Source organism: Fluviicola sp. (assembly GCF_039596395.1).
Classification (GTDB): domain Bacteria; phylum Bacteroidota; class Bacteroidia; order Flavobacteriales_D; family Crocinitomicaceae; genus Fluviicola.
Genome location: NZ_JBCNJT010000002.1, coordinates 664,417 through 680,695, shown reverse-complemented (window position 1 = coordinate 680,695; position 16,279 = coordinate 664,417). Strand labels below are relative to the sequence as shown.

Here is a 16,279-nt window from a genome sequence, read left to right as displayed (position 1 = left end):
GATTATTTTACTTTAACTGATACATATGCGCTTAATCCCGGGAAAAGAATCTTGATTTCCTCTTTCGTCAAATGATCGATCGTAATTTTCACAGGAACGCGTTGTACGATTTTCACGAAGTTTCCTGTTGAGTTGTCCGGAGGCAACAGGGAGAATTTTGCACCTGTTGCACCTACGAATGAATTCAATTTACCGGTCAATTTGATATGCGGATAAGCATCTACTTTAATTTCAACCGGCTGACCGATCTTCATATTTTCCAATTGTGTTTCCTTGAAATTTGCAGTCACCCAAAGGCTTGAATTGTCGATTGCAGAACAAACTGCCTGACCCATGGAAACGTATTGACCTACTTCCACACCTCTTTTGGAGACAACTCCGTCACACGGCGCTTCGATGGTTGCATAATCCAATTGCGTCTGTGCCAGTTTCAATTCAGCTTCACGCTGGCGGATCAAAGCTTCTGCCAGGGAGATCATGGAAACTTGTCCCAAAGCCTGGGAACGAACTCCGGCAGACTGCGATTGGGATACTTTCAATTGTTTCAAAGCGGAATCATATGTTGCCTGAGCTACTTCCAATTCGGCATTGCTGTTATCCAATTCAGCCTGCGTTGCAGCTTTTGCAGCGAACATATTCTTTGTACGCTTGTTGTCTTCTTTTGCTTTGTTCAATCTTGCTTTTGCGGAATTGATGCTCTCCTGTGTTGTTTCTGTAGAGAATACTGCTGCACTGGCGCTTTGATTGGAAGCTGCTGCGTTACTTCTTACGGCATTCAGGTTGGCTTTGGCATTTTCCAATGCAGCTTCTGCCTGTGCTACTTTTGCTTTGTATTCCGTATCGTCGATCACTACCAGCAATTGTCCTTTTTTCACTTCCTGGTTGTCTTCAAACAGTACTTCTTTGACATAGCCTGTAATGGATGAACGAACCGGAATGATGTTCGCATCCAATTGTGCGTTGTCTGTGGATTCGGTATTTCCGCCCATCAGGAAGATTACAACTCCTGTAATAACTGCAGCAGCGATAATCCCGATAATGATTTTCATTCTTGGGCCTTTTCCTTTTTTCTCTTTTGTGTTTTCCTTTTCCATGAGTGTTTTAATTAAAATTTGATTGAACCTGATGTTGCGTTGATTGTTGAAATGGCATTCATGCGTTTGATTTCGTGAACTTTCTTATTGAGTTTTGCCTGAAGTTCAGCGTTTAATTGTGACAAATAGTTTACAACGGTAATCTTGCCATTTTCCATTTGAGCAGTTGCGGTTGAAGTGACACTGTGTCTTTTTTCGATGATCACATCGTCTTTTTCGATCATTTGAGCCAATGCGCTTAACTGTGCCGCCTGCGTATTTAAAGAAGCTTCGATGTTGAACAGGAACGCCTCTTTCTGAATATCAATCAGGCTTTTGTTCAGTTCAACCTTTGTTTTCTCACGCTTTAAACCGTATAATGAACTGATGTTCCAGCGTAGGGTTAAGTTTGCACTACCGAAGAAACGCAATTCCTGGTTGATGAAGTTCGGACCCGGACGACCGTAGTTTCCGGCTGCTCCTACGGTTACTTTTGGAATCGCGTTCGAATTGATTTGCTTGAAACGCGCGTCCAACAGTTTAGCCTGCAGGTCGAAGATTTTCATTTCCGGGCGCATGATCTCGATACGTGCAGCGGTTCCGCCGATCGGGGTTTCCGTCATCGCCGTATTCTCATCTACCGGTTTCCCGATATAAAGGGTCATTGTTTTGTAAAGCCCTTCCAGCTGGAATTTCGACTCGATGATGTTTTGGTCCGTCTTCAAGATCTCGGCTTCGAGTTCGTCCAGGGAACTTGCAAGTACCAAACCGTTGTCCACACCGGCTTTCATGTTTTTGGCGCGGTTCTCCAGGTCTTCCTTGTAAAGCTCCAGGATTCTGAGATTCTCACGGCCCAAAAGGATATTGACATACAATTGATTGACACGTTCCACCAATTTGTACAATTCCACTTCGTTTTGCTGGATCGTCAGCTCGGAATTCAAACTTTCCACATTGCGCTGCGATTTGGTTTGTCCGCCGTCGTAGATGTTTTGCTCCAGGCTTAAAGAAGTCATGTAGGCATCGTGCGGGAATTTGATGTCCATTCCCGGGAAATTGAATTGAACAACTTCCGTGTTGTAAGTTGCCTGTCCCATGAATGCTAGTTTCGGTAACCAGTTTTCACGGATTGCTTTTTCGTTTTGTTCCGTTTGTTGTAGGGTGACTTCGTTTTGTTTGATCAATGGATAGTTTTTCTTCGACCAGGCAATGCACGAGTCCAGCGAAATGGAGTTTTGCGAAAACCCGATCCCTGCAGTGGCAATGCTTAGTACTGTAAGTAATTTACGCATAATTGTTTGTGTTATTGAAATTTGAAGGAAATGAAATCTTTGACGGATTGTTTGATTTTGTCTTTGCCGCTGTCATCCCAGTCATAGCCATGTTTTTTCAGCATGACTTTGTAAAGAGGGGATGCCAGGAACGGGTATGCACACATGGAATGCAGGTTCACCATGAAAAGAACAGGATCAAAAGGTTTGATCTCGCCTTTGGCGAATGCTTCTTCCAATGTGGGGATTAGCAGTGAGCGCTGGTTCTTCAGGTGCTTTACCTTTTCGTGGAACATTTCAGGGTTGATGGAAATTTCCTTGATGATGAACATAGACATCTGAGGATATTCGCTGAAAAACTCGAACATGTTGTCTACATACTGCATCAAACGCTCCTTGATCGGAAGCGATGTATCTCCGATAACCCTCATTTGTGAGAAATAATTTTCCAGTGCTCCGTCAAAAACAGCGTCAAATAATTTCTCTTTACTCCGGAAATAATAATGAAGCAATGCCTTGTTTATTCCTGCAGTATCAGCAATATCCTGCATCCGTGCACCGTAAAGACCATACTTCATGAAAACATCCTTAGCAGCCTCCAAGATCTTTTCTTCCGTTGTTGAATCCTTTAATCCCATAGTTTAATTGTTGAGTTTAACTAAATGGTTAAACCTTTTTGCAAAACTACATAGTTAATTTTGATTCATACCTATTGAAGTGTAAAAAAATGTTATTTATTCGGTGAACGGTATCACCATGGAGGTGAAATGATTCCATTTTGGTAGGGACCCGATGCATTGCGTCCCTACCAGGAATATACCCAATAAACAGTATCAAAGCGGTTGCCGCAAGAACTCCTGCGGATTATCCCGCGTGATGAGGTCATGGAACTCGGAAAGTTCGATCTGCGATAATTTAAACAGTTCACTTTCCCGTTTCTCCTGTTCGGTCATGAAGAAATCAGTTCCGAACAAAACCCGTTTGGCCAAAAGTTCTCCCTGGTTGTCGGGTGTTTTCATGAAAGCGATAATTGCTGCTTTCACCTTTTTATCGTCCAGATCGCTCAGCGTGTAGGAGATGTCGGTGTACAAATTCGGGTACTTGACCATCATGTCGCGGATCCGGTCACACCACAATTGGCTGTCGACCCGGCGGATCTTTCGTAAGTCGGGGTCTTTGGCGGTATTGTCAATAATCTCATTCGACCCGCCCATGTGTGCCAGGCAAATTTTCAGTTTCGGGTATTTCTCCAGGATCGGGATGTAGTTCTGCGGATGACTGAAGAGGTCGCATGCCTTGTCGTTGTCACCGATCAGATTATCAGCGATCCAATTTTTTTGATAATAAACACCGATTCGCTCGTAAATCTCAGTCATTGCCTGATTCGATTCGGGATTGTTGTTCGAAAGTGTTTTCGGATTCGGCGGGATTAGTTCGGTGATCTTACTACCAATGTATTGCGATCCGACACGTGTAACATGCGTAATGACCGGAAGTTGGTTTTCCTCGGCATAAGCATACAGGTTGTCCAGTCGCGGATCGAAAGCAAAAAATCCCAGGGCCGGATACAGTTTAATGCCTGAAAAGTAAGGAAAGATCGTTCCTTTATGTTCCAGTCCCATTTCGAAATAGTCTTTGGACCAATTCACCAGGTCCGTTCCGGATTTATGGCGCGGATCAATTCCCAGGAAGGGAAAGAAATTTGCCGGGTAATAGCGCTTGATATCTTTGACCGCTTCCAATTGTGTTTCGAACGTAATCTGGTGTTTGGAAGCGTTGTTGTCCATGAAATCCATGTTCATCGTTAATCCAACAATGCGGACACTGGAGTCGAATTGTTTTCCGACTTCGAATTCCAGTTCGAATACATCCAGCTGTTTGCGCTGTGTGGCAACTTCCAGGAAACCGATGTATTTATCGAAAGTCTTTCGTTTGTTGCTGTCTTTTTTACGTCCCATTTGTGCGAAAAAAGCAATGGTTTTCCGTGCCCATTTCGTGTCGAGGATGTGCTTGATCATGCGTGGCATGCGCCGTACGAATTTGGAAGGCAGGATGCGCAAAAAATTGTCGGGTACACATTCGCTGTTGAATACGTGCGTATGAATATTTGAAAAAGGATACTGCTGTTTCATAAACCGGAATTAAGATTTGGATGATTTATCGCCCTGGGGAATCTTCCCTGATCTTCGGATATTGACAAATTTCGTGAGGATCTCGAACCAGAAAGGCGCCCCGAAACTCAGGGAAACACCGGATATAACAATGCCGAGGATGTATTTGAAGATATTACTGAAATCAGTGCTGCTGTTGCGGTGGGCCAGGTAGGCGAGCAGTCCGGGAGTTTTGGAATCGTGGATCGTTGCCAGGTGTACTTCCTTTGCCGGTTCATCGGCGAACCAAGATAAAGGAGCAACTGTTTTCGACCAGCCGATCGGAACGTTGAGTTCCGAAACCATATTCATGGCGCTGTCCAGTTCGTGTAGTTCTTTTTTATCGATCAGGCTTTTGAGCCTTGAGGTGCTGTCGAGATTCTTTAAAACCTGTTGCATGCGTGCCACTTCAACGGATCCGGCGGTCACGTTTCCGCTGCTGTCCTTCACAATCGCAACAGATTTCAGGATGAAACTGATATCGTTTCGCAGGGTAGAATCCTTTTCCAGGTTTTCCACTGTTCGTTCGGCACTTTCAACCATCCGGTTTTTCAGGTTATCATCCAGGCTCAGTACTTTTAATAAATGCAGGCTATCCACATTTAAGGAAATGGCAACCAAAAATCCGAACACCCGGAATTTGGTGCGCTGCTTGGTTTTGTACCATCCCGAAACGCGGTCCATATAGTCGTTGTACCATTGTTCGATATGCGTTTTCAGTTTGTCGTAATCCGTTCCGGATTTATCCAGGAAAGACTGCATCAGGTCGGAAAACTGGCTGGTATTCATTTGAGAGACCCCCAATTGGAACCGCTGAATCATTGTTTCCGGAAGGGGAACTTCTTCCAGCTGGTACTTTTTGGGACCGTCTTCGCTTGTAACCACATTGATTTTCCGGTTGTGCACAGCTTGCTGCGAAATAATATCAACAAGCACTTCGGCAAACATGCGGGAAGAAATGTACTGGGTTTGCTTGTCGCGCGCACTTTTCAATCCGTCGATGGTTACGTGATTGTAAAATAAGTAGCCGTAATCCTTGTTCAAAGGATCTTTCAGCAACTTGTAAATGGAATCTTTCAGGAAAGTTCCGCGCGTTTTGGAATAATAGCTCCATGCTTCGGTGAGAATGGATACTAAAATGCTCAAAACGGCATAAATAAATACCAGTGAAAGGAGAATCAGCAGGATGTTGTTGTCGGCAAAGTTCATAGCAGTGAATAATGTGGCAGAAACCGGAAAAGTGGATTTGAAAAATGAATATGGTTAACAGTTGGTTCAAAAATAGCAAAGAATCGGGAATATGCTCTCGAAACACGAACTTTTTTTCAAAGAAATTTTTCCTGGTATACCGCTCATAATCAGCGTAATTCAAACGGGTTTCTTTCGGGTGAAATCAATTGTAAATTCTTCTTAAATCTTTGTGTTGAAAACGGAGTTTTTGATTAATTTCACAGCCTGTTTTTTTATCTTTACAGTCACATTATTTAGAAATCATCGTAGTTCATGAACAACTTTGAAATAACAACTCCAACAACCCTGGTTTTCGGTAAAGACCAGTTGCCGAGAATCGCCAAAATGCTGCATGAGCAAGCTGTTGACGGAAAAGTCATTGTCCTGTATGGTGGCGGGTCGATCGAGAAATCCGGTTTTTTAGATAAACTAAAAGCGGAGTTGAATGGCCTGGAACTGCATTTCTTTAAGGGAATCGAAGCAAATCCGGAATATACGACCCTGATGAAGGCTGTGGAATATATCCGTGAACACAAAATCGGGTATATGCTTGCAGTTGGTGGTGGTTCTGTCATCGACGGAGCGAAATTTATTTCAGGCGCAGTGAATTATGACGGCGATCCGTGGGATGTATTGACTCACGTTCCGGGATCTGCATTCACTTCTGCTGTACCATTCGGATGTATTCTTACGATTCCTGCAACCGGATCGGAATCCAATTCCGGAGCGGTAATCAGCCGTTCGGAGCTAAAAGAAAAAAGAACGATGGGCGGTCCGCTGTTCTTCCCGAAGTTTGCCTTGCTTGATCCGACTTTCGTGGCAACTTTGCCCAAACGCCAGATTGCAAACGGGGTAATCGACGCATATACGCATACCATGGAGCAATACCTCACTTTCAAAGGAGAGAATTTATTGCAGGAACGTTATGCGGAAGGAATTCTTTCCACCCTGATTGAAATCGGGGAAAAAGTATTGGAAAATCCGGCGGATTATGAACTGGCTGCAAACCTGATGTGGTGCGCCAACCAGGCATTGAACGGCGTATTGCGCTGCGGAGTGACCACCGATTGGGCAACTCACATGATCGGGCATGAATTGACGGCTTTGCACGGAATTGATCATGCACAGACACTTGCGATCATTGCTCCGCGCCTGTATGAAGTGAAATTTGAAAGCAAAAAAGCAAAACTGGCACAATACGGAAAACGCGTCTGGAACCTGGAAGGATCGGAAGACCAGATTGCCCGAAAAGCCATTGTCAAAACAGAAGAATTCTTCCATAAACTGAGTGTCAAAACACGTATTTCCGAATACACATCCGATTACAGCGAGACGGCAAAGATCATTCACGACCGTTTTGTGCAACGTGGCTGGACGGGACTTGGAGAAAATAAAGACCTTACTCCCAAAGAGGCAGAGTATATCGTTAACCAGGCTATTTAATCAATGGGACTTTCAAGCAGATATACGATCCGCAGGGAGGCGTCACCCGCTTTAATCGAATTATTGACCCAAACCACATTGGGTACGAACGGTGCGCGCTACAAGCATTTAGATACACCGACACGTATTTTGGAAGCGGATAATCCTTTATTCATTTCCCTGGAAAGAGACGGAAAGGTGCAGGGAAACCTGACGTTTTGTGACCGCGGAAAACAATGGTATGTCCGCTATTTTGCATTTGCAAACCAGAAACAGGCTTCCAAAAATGTCAATCGTGTGCCTAAGAGCAATTCGCGGTTGAAAATGGAGATGGCAAGTTTCTTTGACGAAATATTCGAAGGCAAACTGGGAAACGCCCCGGATGCTTTTTATGCGTATATCGATCCTGCAAACGACCGCAGTAAATGGATGTCTGAACAATTCGGATTCCGCACGGAAGCGCAGTTGATTTCACAATCTTTCAGTCGCACCAAACCGCGTGCTGTAGCACATGTACGTGAGATCGAATCGGAAGAACTGATCAACGAGTGTTTGGCAAAAGTTTCCGGCTCACACGCTTATTTTATCGAACATCACGCGAAGAAAGGGCCGTTCTACGGTTATTTCAATCAATCGGGGGAAATAACGGGTTTTGTTAAAGTGACGAAAGCCAATTGGGTCATTGAACGTTTGCCTGGAATGCTCGGCGGGATTTTTACCAAACTGATCACCGTTACACCGGGAATCCGGCGCATTGTCAAACCGAAAAACCACAGTTTCCTGGTACCCGAATCCCTTTGGGTAAAAGACAACGATCCGGGCGTACTTTCTGCTTTGCTGGAAGGTATTTTGGCCGAACAAAAAGTCAATATGATGCTTTGGTTCGTGGACCGGAGAGAATCGCTTTGGCGCGAAGCACGCCATTATGTGGATTGGGGCTTGTTCCATAAAATGACCCCGCAACCGATTGTGGATGTGGTGGTTTTGCGCAAGAATCCGCTGAAAATGGACGAACTGCGTTCCAAGCCGATATTTGTGGCGGGTTGGGATATGGTTTAAGAACAGAACGAGAAACAGACTGGGATGGAGGTAAGGCGCAAATGCTACTTTTTCCAAGTCTGTATTCATCTGAATTAAAGTGTCTTCCGGAGTTATTATTCCGGAAAAATCGTTAAATTCAAATCCGTACGAAATAAACTCTTCGTTTGTTTGTTAACCATTGAACGAAGACGTAACTTTGTATGTCGAATACTGATTGTATGCATCCTTATAAAGCAGGACCTTTATTGGAACAAATCGTAATCCCGCAGGATTTACGGGATAAGATGACTGTGGACCAGTTGCCGCAGGTTGCAGATGAGGTGCGCCAATACATCATTGATGTCATTTCCGAGATCGGGAACTCGCATTTCGGGGCCAGTCTGGGAGTGGTGGAACTGACGGTTGCGTTGCATTACGTATTCAATACTCCTTATGATCAGTTGGTTTGGGACGTTGGTCACCAGGCTTACGGGCACAAAATCCTGACAGGTCGAAGAGACGTTTTTCATACAAACCGCACAAAAGGCGGAATCTCCGGATTCCCGAAACGTTCCGAAAGTGAATACGATACCTTCGGAGTCGGACATTCGTCCACTTCTATTTCAGCTGCCTTGGGAATGGCTGTTGCAAGCCGCTACAAAGGAGAAAAGAACCGGCATCACATTGCGGTGATCGGTGACGGTGCAATGACAGCCGGAATGGCTTTTGAAGGAATGAACCATGCCGGATTCGAGAAAGATGCCGATTTATTGGTCGTTCTGAACGACAATTGCATGTCAATAGACCCGAATGTGGGTGCTTTGAAAGAATATCTGACGGATATCACGACTTCCCATACTTACAATAAAGTGAAGGATGAGGTTTGGAAATTGCTGGGAAAAGTGAGCAAGTTCGGGCCGGATGCACAGTCAATCGTTTCGAAAATATCCGGTGCTTTGAAAGGTTCCATCCTGAAGCAAAGTAACCTGTTCGAATCGTTAAACTTCCGTTATTTCGGACCGGTTGACGGACACGATACAATCGGTTTGGCGAAAGTACTGGAAGATTTGAAAGATATCCCCGGACCGAAAATCCTGCACTGTATCACGCGAAAAGGAGCAGGTTATAAGTTTTCGGAAGAAGGAAACCCGACCAAGTGGCATGCACCCGGAATTTTCAATAAGGAAACCGGTGAAATCGTGAAAATTGTTCCGAAATCTCCGCAGCCTCCGAAATACCAGGACGTATTCGGTCATACCATTGTGGAGTTAGCCGAGCAAAATGAAAAGATCATGGGAATTACTCCCGCCATGCCAACCGGTTGTTCGCTTACATTTATGATGGACGCTATGCCGGATCGTGCATTTGATGTGGGAATTGCCGAACAGCATGCAGTCACGTTTTCTGCAGGTTTGGCCACACAGGGATTGATTCCGTTCTGTAATATTTATTCTTCGTTCATGCAGCGTGCCTACGACCAGGTATTGCACGATGTTGCCTTGCAAAACCTTCCGGTGGTGTTCTGCCTGGACCGCGGCGGATTGGTTGGAGCGGACGGAGCAACACATCACGGGGCTTACGACCTTGCATACATGCGCAGCATTCCGAATATGATCGTTTCTGCGCCGATGAATGAAGCGGAACTTAGAAACCTGATGTTCACCGCCCAGGCTGAAAATCACGGGCCTTTCTCCATTCGTTACCCTCGCGGGAACGGAGTAATGACCGAATGGAAAACCCCGATGAAGGCGATTCCTATCGGGCAGGGACGAAAAGTAAGCAACGGGGAAGATATTGCACTACTGACAATCGGCCACGTGGGAAATTTTGCCCAGGAAGCGATTCAGTTGCTGAAAGAAACAGGTGCATCTGTGGCACATTACGACATGCGTTTTGTGAAACCATTGGACGAAACCTTATTGCACGAAGTATTTACGAAGTTCGACAAAGTGATTACCATTGAAGACGGCTGTATCATGGGCGGATTCGGGTCGGCAATCATTGAATTCATGGCTGACAATAACTACCGCTCACAAGTTGTTCGATTGGGAATTCCGGATAAATACGTTCATCACGGCACACCGGAAGAATTGCACCACGATTGTGGTTTCGATGCTTTATCGATTGCGGCGAAAGTGAAAGAAATCCTGAATATTTCCACTTCGGAAGAGCAAAGACCTCAAAGCGAAGTAGGTTAGCAGAAGCTATAGCATTTTAGCAGTTTATTTCCATTCGAATTCATCGATAAGCCCTAATTTTGGATCATGTCCAATTTTATCCTGATAGCAGTTTGTTTTCTGGCCGGCTTCTTACTCCGGAAATCGGGAGTTTTGGCGAAAGGCAGTCACCAGGGAATTAACGTCTGGATTATTTATGTAGCGCTTCCTGCCGCAACATTGAAATACCTTCCCCACATTGTTTGGTCTACTGACCTTATTATCCCGTTAATTACTCCTTTGATCTGCTGGTTCGGTGCCTGGCTGCTTGCTGAATTGGTCTCAAAACGCTTTCAGTTTGACCGGAAAACCAAAGCTGCTTTTTGGATCGTCACCGGATTGGGAAATACTTCTTTTGTCGGTTTTCCGCTAATTTCTGCTTATTATGGCGAAAAATACCTGTCGATTGCCGCTGTGACAGACCAAATGTCCTTTTTTGTACTGGCAGTATTCGCGTCGATTGTTGCCATGCAGGCTTCCGGAACAGCAAAGGCGGATTTCAAAACGATTAGTCTGAAGCTCCTGAAATTCCCGCCGTTTATTGTTATCATCCTTGCATTGGTTTTGCCGCATTTCATCTCTTTTGAACCGATTACTCCCTTGGTTTCTACCCTGGCGGCAACCTTGTCTCCATTGGCTTTATTTTCGGTTGGGTTGCAATTTGAATTGGGGAAAATGCGCGATGTACTCCAGCCAATTTTGGCGGCTTCATTGTATAAACTCATTCTTTCCCCGCTGATTATTTTGGGGTTGGCTTTTGCTTTCCAGACCGGGGAAATGCAAACCAAAATTTCTGTTTTTGAGGCTTCCATGGGAACGATGATCAGCGCGGGGATTTTGAATGATCAATTCGGTTTGAATCCGCGGTTGAGCAACCTGATTGTTTTCCTGACGATTTTGCTGTCGTTTGTAACGAGTGGAATTTGGTATTACCTGCTGGAAATCCTCGTGTGAAACACCCACAGCCCACTAAAAACCCGGTTCGTCATTTGGCAAACAGGCAAATTGGCAAATTGTCAAAGTGGCAAATTTGCGCCGGAGGCGGGTAGAAATACCCCGTGATTGAAACCCGGAATCAATCCCGTTCCTTTCAAATTTCTTTCCTATTTTTGCAACTCATAGAAAAATAACATGAAACGAACTAAAATTGCTGATTTATTAAGTCAACCGAAAGTCGGGGAAACTTACCTTGTGAAAGGCTGGGTGCGATCATTTCGCAACGACCGTTTTATTCAATTGAATGATGGTTCTACCATCAATAATTTGCAGGGTGTAGTGGAAGCGTCTAATTTTGACGAGGCAATTTTAAAGAAAATCACAACCGCTGCTTCTATTGGTTTGAAAGGTGTTCTGATCGAATCCCAGGGAAGCGGACAAGCAGTTGAATTGCAGGTTTCAGAAATTGAGATCATCGGTGAAGCACACCCGGATGATGTTCAGAAAACGATTTTACAGCCGAAAAAGCACAGTTTGGATATTTTGCGTGAACAGGCGCATTTGCGTTTCCGTACAAACTTGTTCGGGGCGGTTTTCAGAGTGCGTCACGCTGTGAGTTATGCCATCCACCAGTTCTTCAACGACCGCGGATTCTATTACATTCACACACCGATTATTACCGGTTCGGATGCAGAAGGAGCAGGAGAAATGTTCCGTGTAACGAACCTCGATGCGAAAAATCCACCGTTGACCGAAGACGGATCGGTGAACTTTGCAGAAGATTTTTTCGGAAAAGCAGTAAACTTAACGGTTTCCGGACAGCTGGAAGGAGAATTGGCAGCATTGGCTTTGGGCCAGATTTATACTTTCGGACCAACGTTCCGCGCTGAGAACTCGAATACATCGCGCCATTTGGCAGAATTCTGGATGATTGAGCCGGAAGTAGCTTTCAACGATATTCACGACAACATGGATTTGGCGGAAGACATGCTGAAATACATCTGTGAGTACGTGATGAAAAACTGTGCAGACGACCTGAAATTCCTGAACGAGCGCGAAGCGCAGGAGCAACAGTCGAAGCCGCAAAACGAGCGCAACGAATTGGGATTGATCGAACGTCTGCAGTTTGTAACGACCAATGATTTCAAACGCATTACGTATACCGAGGCCATCGAAGTATTGATGAACTCGAACCATTACAAGAAAAAGAAGTTCAAGTACGATGTGAACTGGGGAACTGATTTGCAATCGGAGCACGAACGCTATTTGGTGGAGAAAGAATTCAAGCGTCCGGTGATCATTACGGATTACCCGGCATCGTTCAAGGCATTCTACATGCGTGCAAACGACGGGTGTGAGCCAGGTAAAGAAACCGTTGCAGCGATGGACATCCTGTTCCCGGGAATCGGTGAGATGGTCGGAGGATCCCAGCGTGAAGAGCGTTTGGAAATACTGAAAAAGAAATGTGCAGATTTCGGGATCCATGAGGAAGAATTGTGGTGGTATCTGGATACACGCCGTTTTGGTTCTGTTCCGCATTCCGGTTTCGGACTGGGTTTTGAGCGAATGGTGATGTTTGTGACGGGTATGACCAATATCCGCGATGTGATTCCATTCCCGAGAACACCACAAAACGCGGAATTTTAAACAGAGTTTAAAGGTTTAATAGTTCAAAAAGTTTCAAAGTTTAAGCGGTTAAAATAATTTTCATCGCGTTTCAATTAACTGAACTTTTTTCTTAAATTAAGTAGAAATCAACTATTTAATGGAAAAGATAAAACGTTTTGAAGAGTTACACGTTTGGCAGAAAAGCCGTGATTTTTCTAAGGAAATTCACACATTGTTTAAACATAGATCTGCGTTTAATGAACGAGCTTTAAGTAACCAAATTATTCGTTCAAGTGGAAGTATTATGGATAACATCGCCGAAGGATTTGAACGCGGGGGGAATAAAGAATTTTTACAGTATCTTTGGATTTCGAAAGCAAGCGCTGGAGAAAGTAGATCTCAACTATACCGGGCTTTGGACTTTGGAATACTTCAAGAATCTGATTTTTTGAAATTAAAATCGAAGGCCGAATTATTATCAGTTGGAATCTATCGTTTGATTGTTCAGATTAAGCAATCTGATCTCAAAGGACAAAAATTTATTGATTAAAAATTAATTTGAACATTTGAACATTTGAACATTTGAACATTTGAACATTTGAACATTTGAACATTTGAACATTTGAACATTTGAACATTTGAACATTTGAACAGACTTTAACTATATTTATAATACGGAATCAAATCCTCCATGGCACTAAGACAGCAGCTTACACAAAAACTGGAACAACGACTTTCCCCGCAGCAAATTCAATTGATGAAACTGTTGCAGGTTCCTACCATGGAATTGGATCAGCGTATCAAACAGGAGTTGGAGGAAAACCCGGCTTTGGACGAAGGAGCCGAAGAAGTGGAAGATGATTACGATAACGATCCGGAGGACGATTACAAAGACGATGAAAACGAATTCGACACCGATTTCGACATCAGTGATTACTTCGATGATGACACACCGGATTACAAAACACAGGTAAACAATAAAAGTAAGGACGATGAGGAGCGCGGAGTTCCGCTCTCTGTCGATTCTTCCTTCCAGGATAAACTGACGGAACAATTGCATTTGTTGGACCTGGACGATACCCAGTTCCAAATTGCGGATACCATTATCGGGAATCTGGATGAATCCGGTTATTTGAACCGCGAATTGGATGCCATTGTGGATGATCTTGCCTTTTCGTCCAATATCATGGTTTCCGAAGAAGAAGTGGAGCATGTATTGAAAGTGGTACAGGAATTGGACCCGGCAGGAATCGGCGCACGCGACCTGAGAGAATGTTTGTTGCTTCAGATCGAACGCATCCAGGAAGGAAATATTACCTTGTTTACAGCTAAAAAGATCCTGGAAGACCATTTCGAAGAGTTTACCAAAAAACATTACGATAAGATCCAGAAGAAACTGGAAATCGAAGACGAAGACCTGAAAGAGGCGATTGATGCAATTATTCGTTTGAATCCCAAACCGGGAGGCTCTCTGAAAGACAATTCGAAAAGCATTCAGCAGGTTATCCCGGATTTCATGATTGCAGAATTTGATGGCAAACTGGAATTATCCATCAACGGAAGAAATACACCTGATCTGAAAGTTTCCAAAGAATACGAGCAATTGCTGAGAAGTTATGCCGAAGGGGCGAAAACGTCTAAGGCTGATAAAGATGCGCTTTTGTTCGTGAAAACGAAACTGGAAGGGGCAAAGTGGTTTATCGATGCGATCCGTCAGCGTCAGCAGACATTGTATACTACGATGCACGCCATCATGATGTACCAGTATGATTTCTTCCTGACCGGGGATGAAACGAATATGAAACCCATGATTCTGAAAGATATTGCAGAAATCGTAGGGCTCGATATTTCGACCGTTTCGCGTGTTGCAAATTCAAAATACGTTCAGACAGCTTACGGGGTTTATTCCCTGAAGTACTTTTTCTCCGAGTCCCTTTCAACCGATTCCGGTGAAGAAGTTTCAACCCGTGAAGTAAAGAAAATCCTCACTGATGCGATCGAAGCGGAAAACAAAAAGAAACCGCTAACCGATGAGCATTTGGCGAAGTTACTGAATGATAAAGGATACAATATCGCCCGAAGAACGATCGCCAAGTACCGCGAACAGTTGAATGTTCCGGTAGCACGTCTAAGAAAAGAACTCTGATGAAAATCGTTTCCAAGATTCTGTCCTGGCTTTTCCTGCCGCTTTTAGCCCCGGTTTACGCTGTGGTAATAGCCATGTATACGGAGAGCTGGGAAGCCGATTTTTACCAGGGAGACAGTTTATTTTCACTGGATGAACGTGCCAAGGAATTTTTCCTGTACCTGTTCACCTCTTTTTCATTCCTGGCACCCGCATTAACGGTTTTATTTCTTCAAACAAGAGGTTCTGTAACCACTGTAATGATGGAAAAACGCACAGAACGGATCATCCCGGCTATCATGACGGTTCTGTTCGGGATTTCTTTATTGGCGATCCTGCTGTTCAAAGTTCCTCATAACCTTCCCGGTGCACGCTTTATTTTTGGCCTGTCATTCGGTTCTTTGATAGCTGTAGTTGTTTGTACGGCCCTTACTTTTCGCTGGAAAGTTTCTTTGCATGCCGCCGGAATGGGAATCTTAACCGGTTTTCTCTACATGTATTACAGCAAAATGCTCATCTTCCCGATGTGGATTCTTATGCTTGCTTTTATTGCCAGCGGAATCGTGATGTCGGCAAGGATGTACCTGAAACTCCATAGTTTATCCCAATTGGTGATAGGGTTCGCCATTGGTTTTGCCGGCCTCGTGTTGGGAATCCAATTTTTCTTCCGGTATTATTAGGATTTAAAGAATCTGAAGCATTGTCGTTAAACGAAATGGGAAAAAACAGTCTTTTTTGTTAAATTTGTTTTGCCTCGTGACAACCTTTCCCACTTTTTATTGTCTAGCAGATACAGAACTAAAAATAAACCGCGTTGAAAAAATTAGTAATCGTTGCGGGATTCCTTATTTCCACATCGGTGACTTTCTCCCAGTCCATCGATTCAAGAATCCTGAAAAACAAAGGCAAAGAGGCCGAAAAAGTGTATGAGTACAACAAGAACACATACAATTATTTCTTATTCGAATTAGACCATTCTTATGAGGTTGTTTCCAAAAATTCCCTTTCAAAGGAGCAGCGATCTCTGATTAATAAGAACATTAAATTGACGGATTCGGATATTGTGAATATCGGTACTTCCAATTTTAACTTTTATGACCTGGGTATTAAATTGTCTAAAACCGAAAGACAATATGTGCAGGTCGATAAGGATCAAGTGTTGGTTTTTTATGCCATTCCCGAAGTCACAAAAGCCTTTACCGCAAGTCCTCTAAATACTAAATAGAAC

The 16,279-nt window shown here is 44.0% G+C and carries 14 protein-coding genes; 9 read left to right on the top strand and 5 right to left on the bottom strand.

Features of this window, described 5'->3' with window-relative positions; genetic code table 11:
- Positions 1-2: 2 nt before the first annotated feature.
- The 5 genes from ABDW02_RS11875 to ABDW02_RS11855 form a co-directional block, all read right to left on the bottom strand.
- Positions 3-1,094, bottom strand: coding sequence for an HlyD family secretion protein (locus tag ABDW02_RS11875; protein WP_343634773.1), 1,092 nt, complete (start codon positions 1,092-1,094; stop codon positions 3-5).
- Between the two features lie 11 nt (positions 1,095-1,105).
- Entirely contained in the window at positions 1,106-2,365 is a 1,260-nt protein-coding gene (locus ABDW02_RS11870) for a TolC family protein (RefSeq protein WP_343634772.1), read from the bottom strand.
- An 11-nt stretch (positions 2,366-2,376) separates the two neighbouring features.
- On the bottom strand, positions 2,377-2,982 hold the full coding sequence (locus ABDW02_RS11865; protein WP_343634771.1) for a TetR/AcrR family transcriptional regulator: 606 nt from the start codon (positions 2,980-2,982) through the stop codon (positions 2,377-2,379).
- A 195-nt stretch (positions 2,983-3,177) separates the two neighbouring features.
- The gene (locus tag ABDW02_RS11860; RefSeq protein WP_343634770.1) at positions 3,178-4,476 is read right to left on the bottom strand and encodes an amidohydrolase family protein; all 1,299 of its coding nucleotides are present in this window, start codon (positions 4,474-4,476) and stop codon (positions 3,178-3,180) included.
- A gap of 9 nt (positions 4,477-4,485) precedes the next feature.
- Entirely contained in the window at positions 4,486-5,703 is a 1,218-nt protein-coding gene (locus ABDW02_RS11855) for a hypothetical protein (RefSeq protein WP_343634769.1), read from the bottom strand.
- Between the two features lie 294 nt (positions 5,704-5,997).
- Between ABDW02_RS11855 and ABDW02_RS11850 the strand changes: the two genes are divergently transcribed.
- From ABDW02_RS11850 to ABDW02_RS11810, 9 genes are all read left to right on the top strand, one after another.
- Entirely contained in the window at positions 5,998-7,167 is a 1,170-nt protein-coding gene (locus ABDW02_RS11850) for an iron-containing alcohol dehydrogenase (protein WP_343634768.1), read from the top strand.
- Between the two features lie 3 nt (positions 7,168-7,170).
- Positions 7,171-8,205, top strand: coding sequence for a hypothetical protein (locus ABDW02_RS11845; protein WP_343634767.1), 1,035 nt, complete (start codon positions 7,171-7,173; stop codon positions 8,203-8,205).
- 200 nt (positions 8,206-8,405) lie between these two features.
- A complete protein-coding gene (gene dxs / locus ABDW02_RS11840; RefSeq protein WP_343634766.1) occupies positions 8,406-10,364 on the top strand; it encodes a 1-deoxy-D-xylulose-5-phosphate synthase in 1,959 nt (652 codons plus the stop codon).
- A gap of 66 nt (positions 10,365-10,430) precedes the next feature.
- Complete coding sequence (locus tag ABDW02_RS11835) at positions 10,431-11,336, top strand: AEC family transporter (RefSeq protein ID WP_343634765.1); 906 nt, start codon at positions 10,431-10,433, stop codon at positions 11,334-11,336.
- Between the two features lie 177 nt (positions 11,337-11,513).
- On the top strand, positions 11,514-12,965 hold the full coding sequence (asnS, locus tag ABDW02_RS11830; RefSeq protein WP_343634764.1) for an asparagine--tRNA ligase: 1,452 nt from the start codon (positions 11,514-11,516) through the stop codon (positions 12,963-12,965).
- Positions 12,966-13,083: 118 nt separating this feature from the next.
- Positions 13,084-13,476, top strand: a complete 393-nt coding sequence (locus tag ABDW02_RS11825; protein WP_343634763.1) for a four helix bundle protein — start codon at positions 13,084-13,086, stop codon at positions 13,474-13,476.
- A gap of 141 nt (positions 13,477-13,617) precedes the next feature.
- Positions 13,618-15,072, top strand: coding sequence for an RNA polymerase factor sigma-54 (gene rpoN / locus ABDW02_RS11820; protein WP_343634762.1), 1,455 nt, complete (start codon positions 13,618-13,620; stop codon positions 15,070-15,072).
- Positions 15,072-15,731 (top strand): phosphatase PAP2 family protein, encoded by a 660-nt coding sequence (locus ABDW02_RS11815; RefSeq protein WP_343634761.1) that lies wholly within the window; start codon positions 15,072-15,074, stop codon positions 15,729-15,731. The genes rpoN and ABDW02_RS11815 overlap by 1 nt, the downstream gene beginning before the upstream one ends.
- Positions 15,732-15,865: 134 nt before the next feature.
- The gene (locus ABDW02_RS11810; protein WP_343634760.1) at positions 15,866-16,276 is read left to right on the top strand and encodes a hypothetical protein; all 411 of its coding nucleotides are present in this window, start codon (positions 15,866-15,868) and stop codon (positions 16,274-16,276) included.
- Positions 16,277-16,279 lie beyond the last annotated feature (3 nt).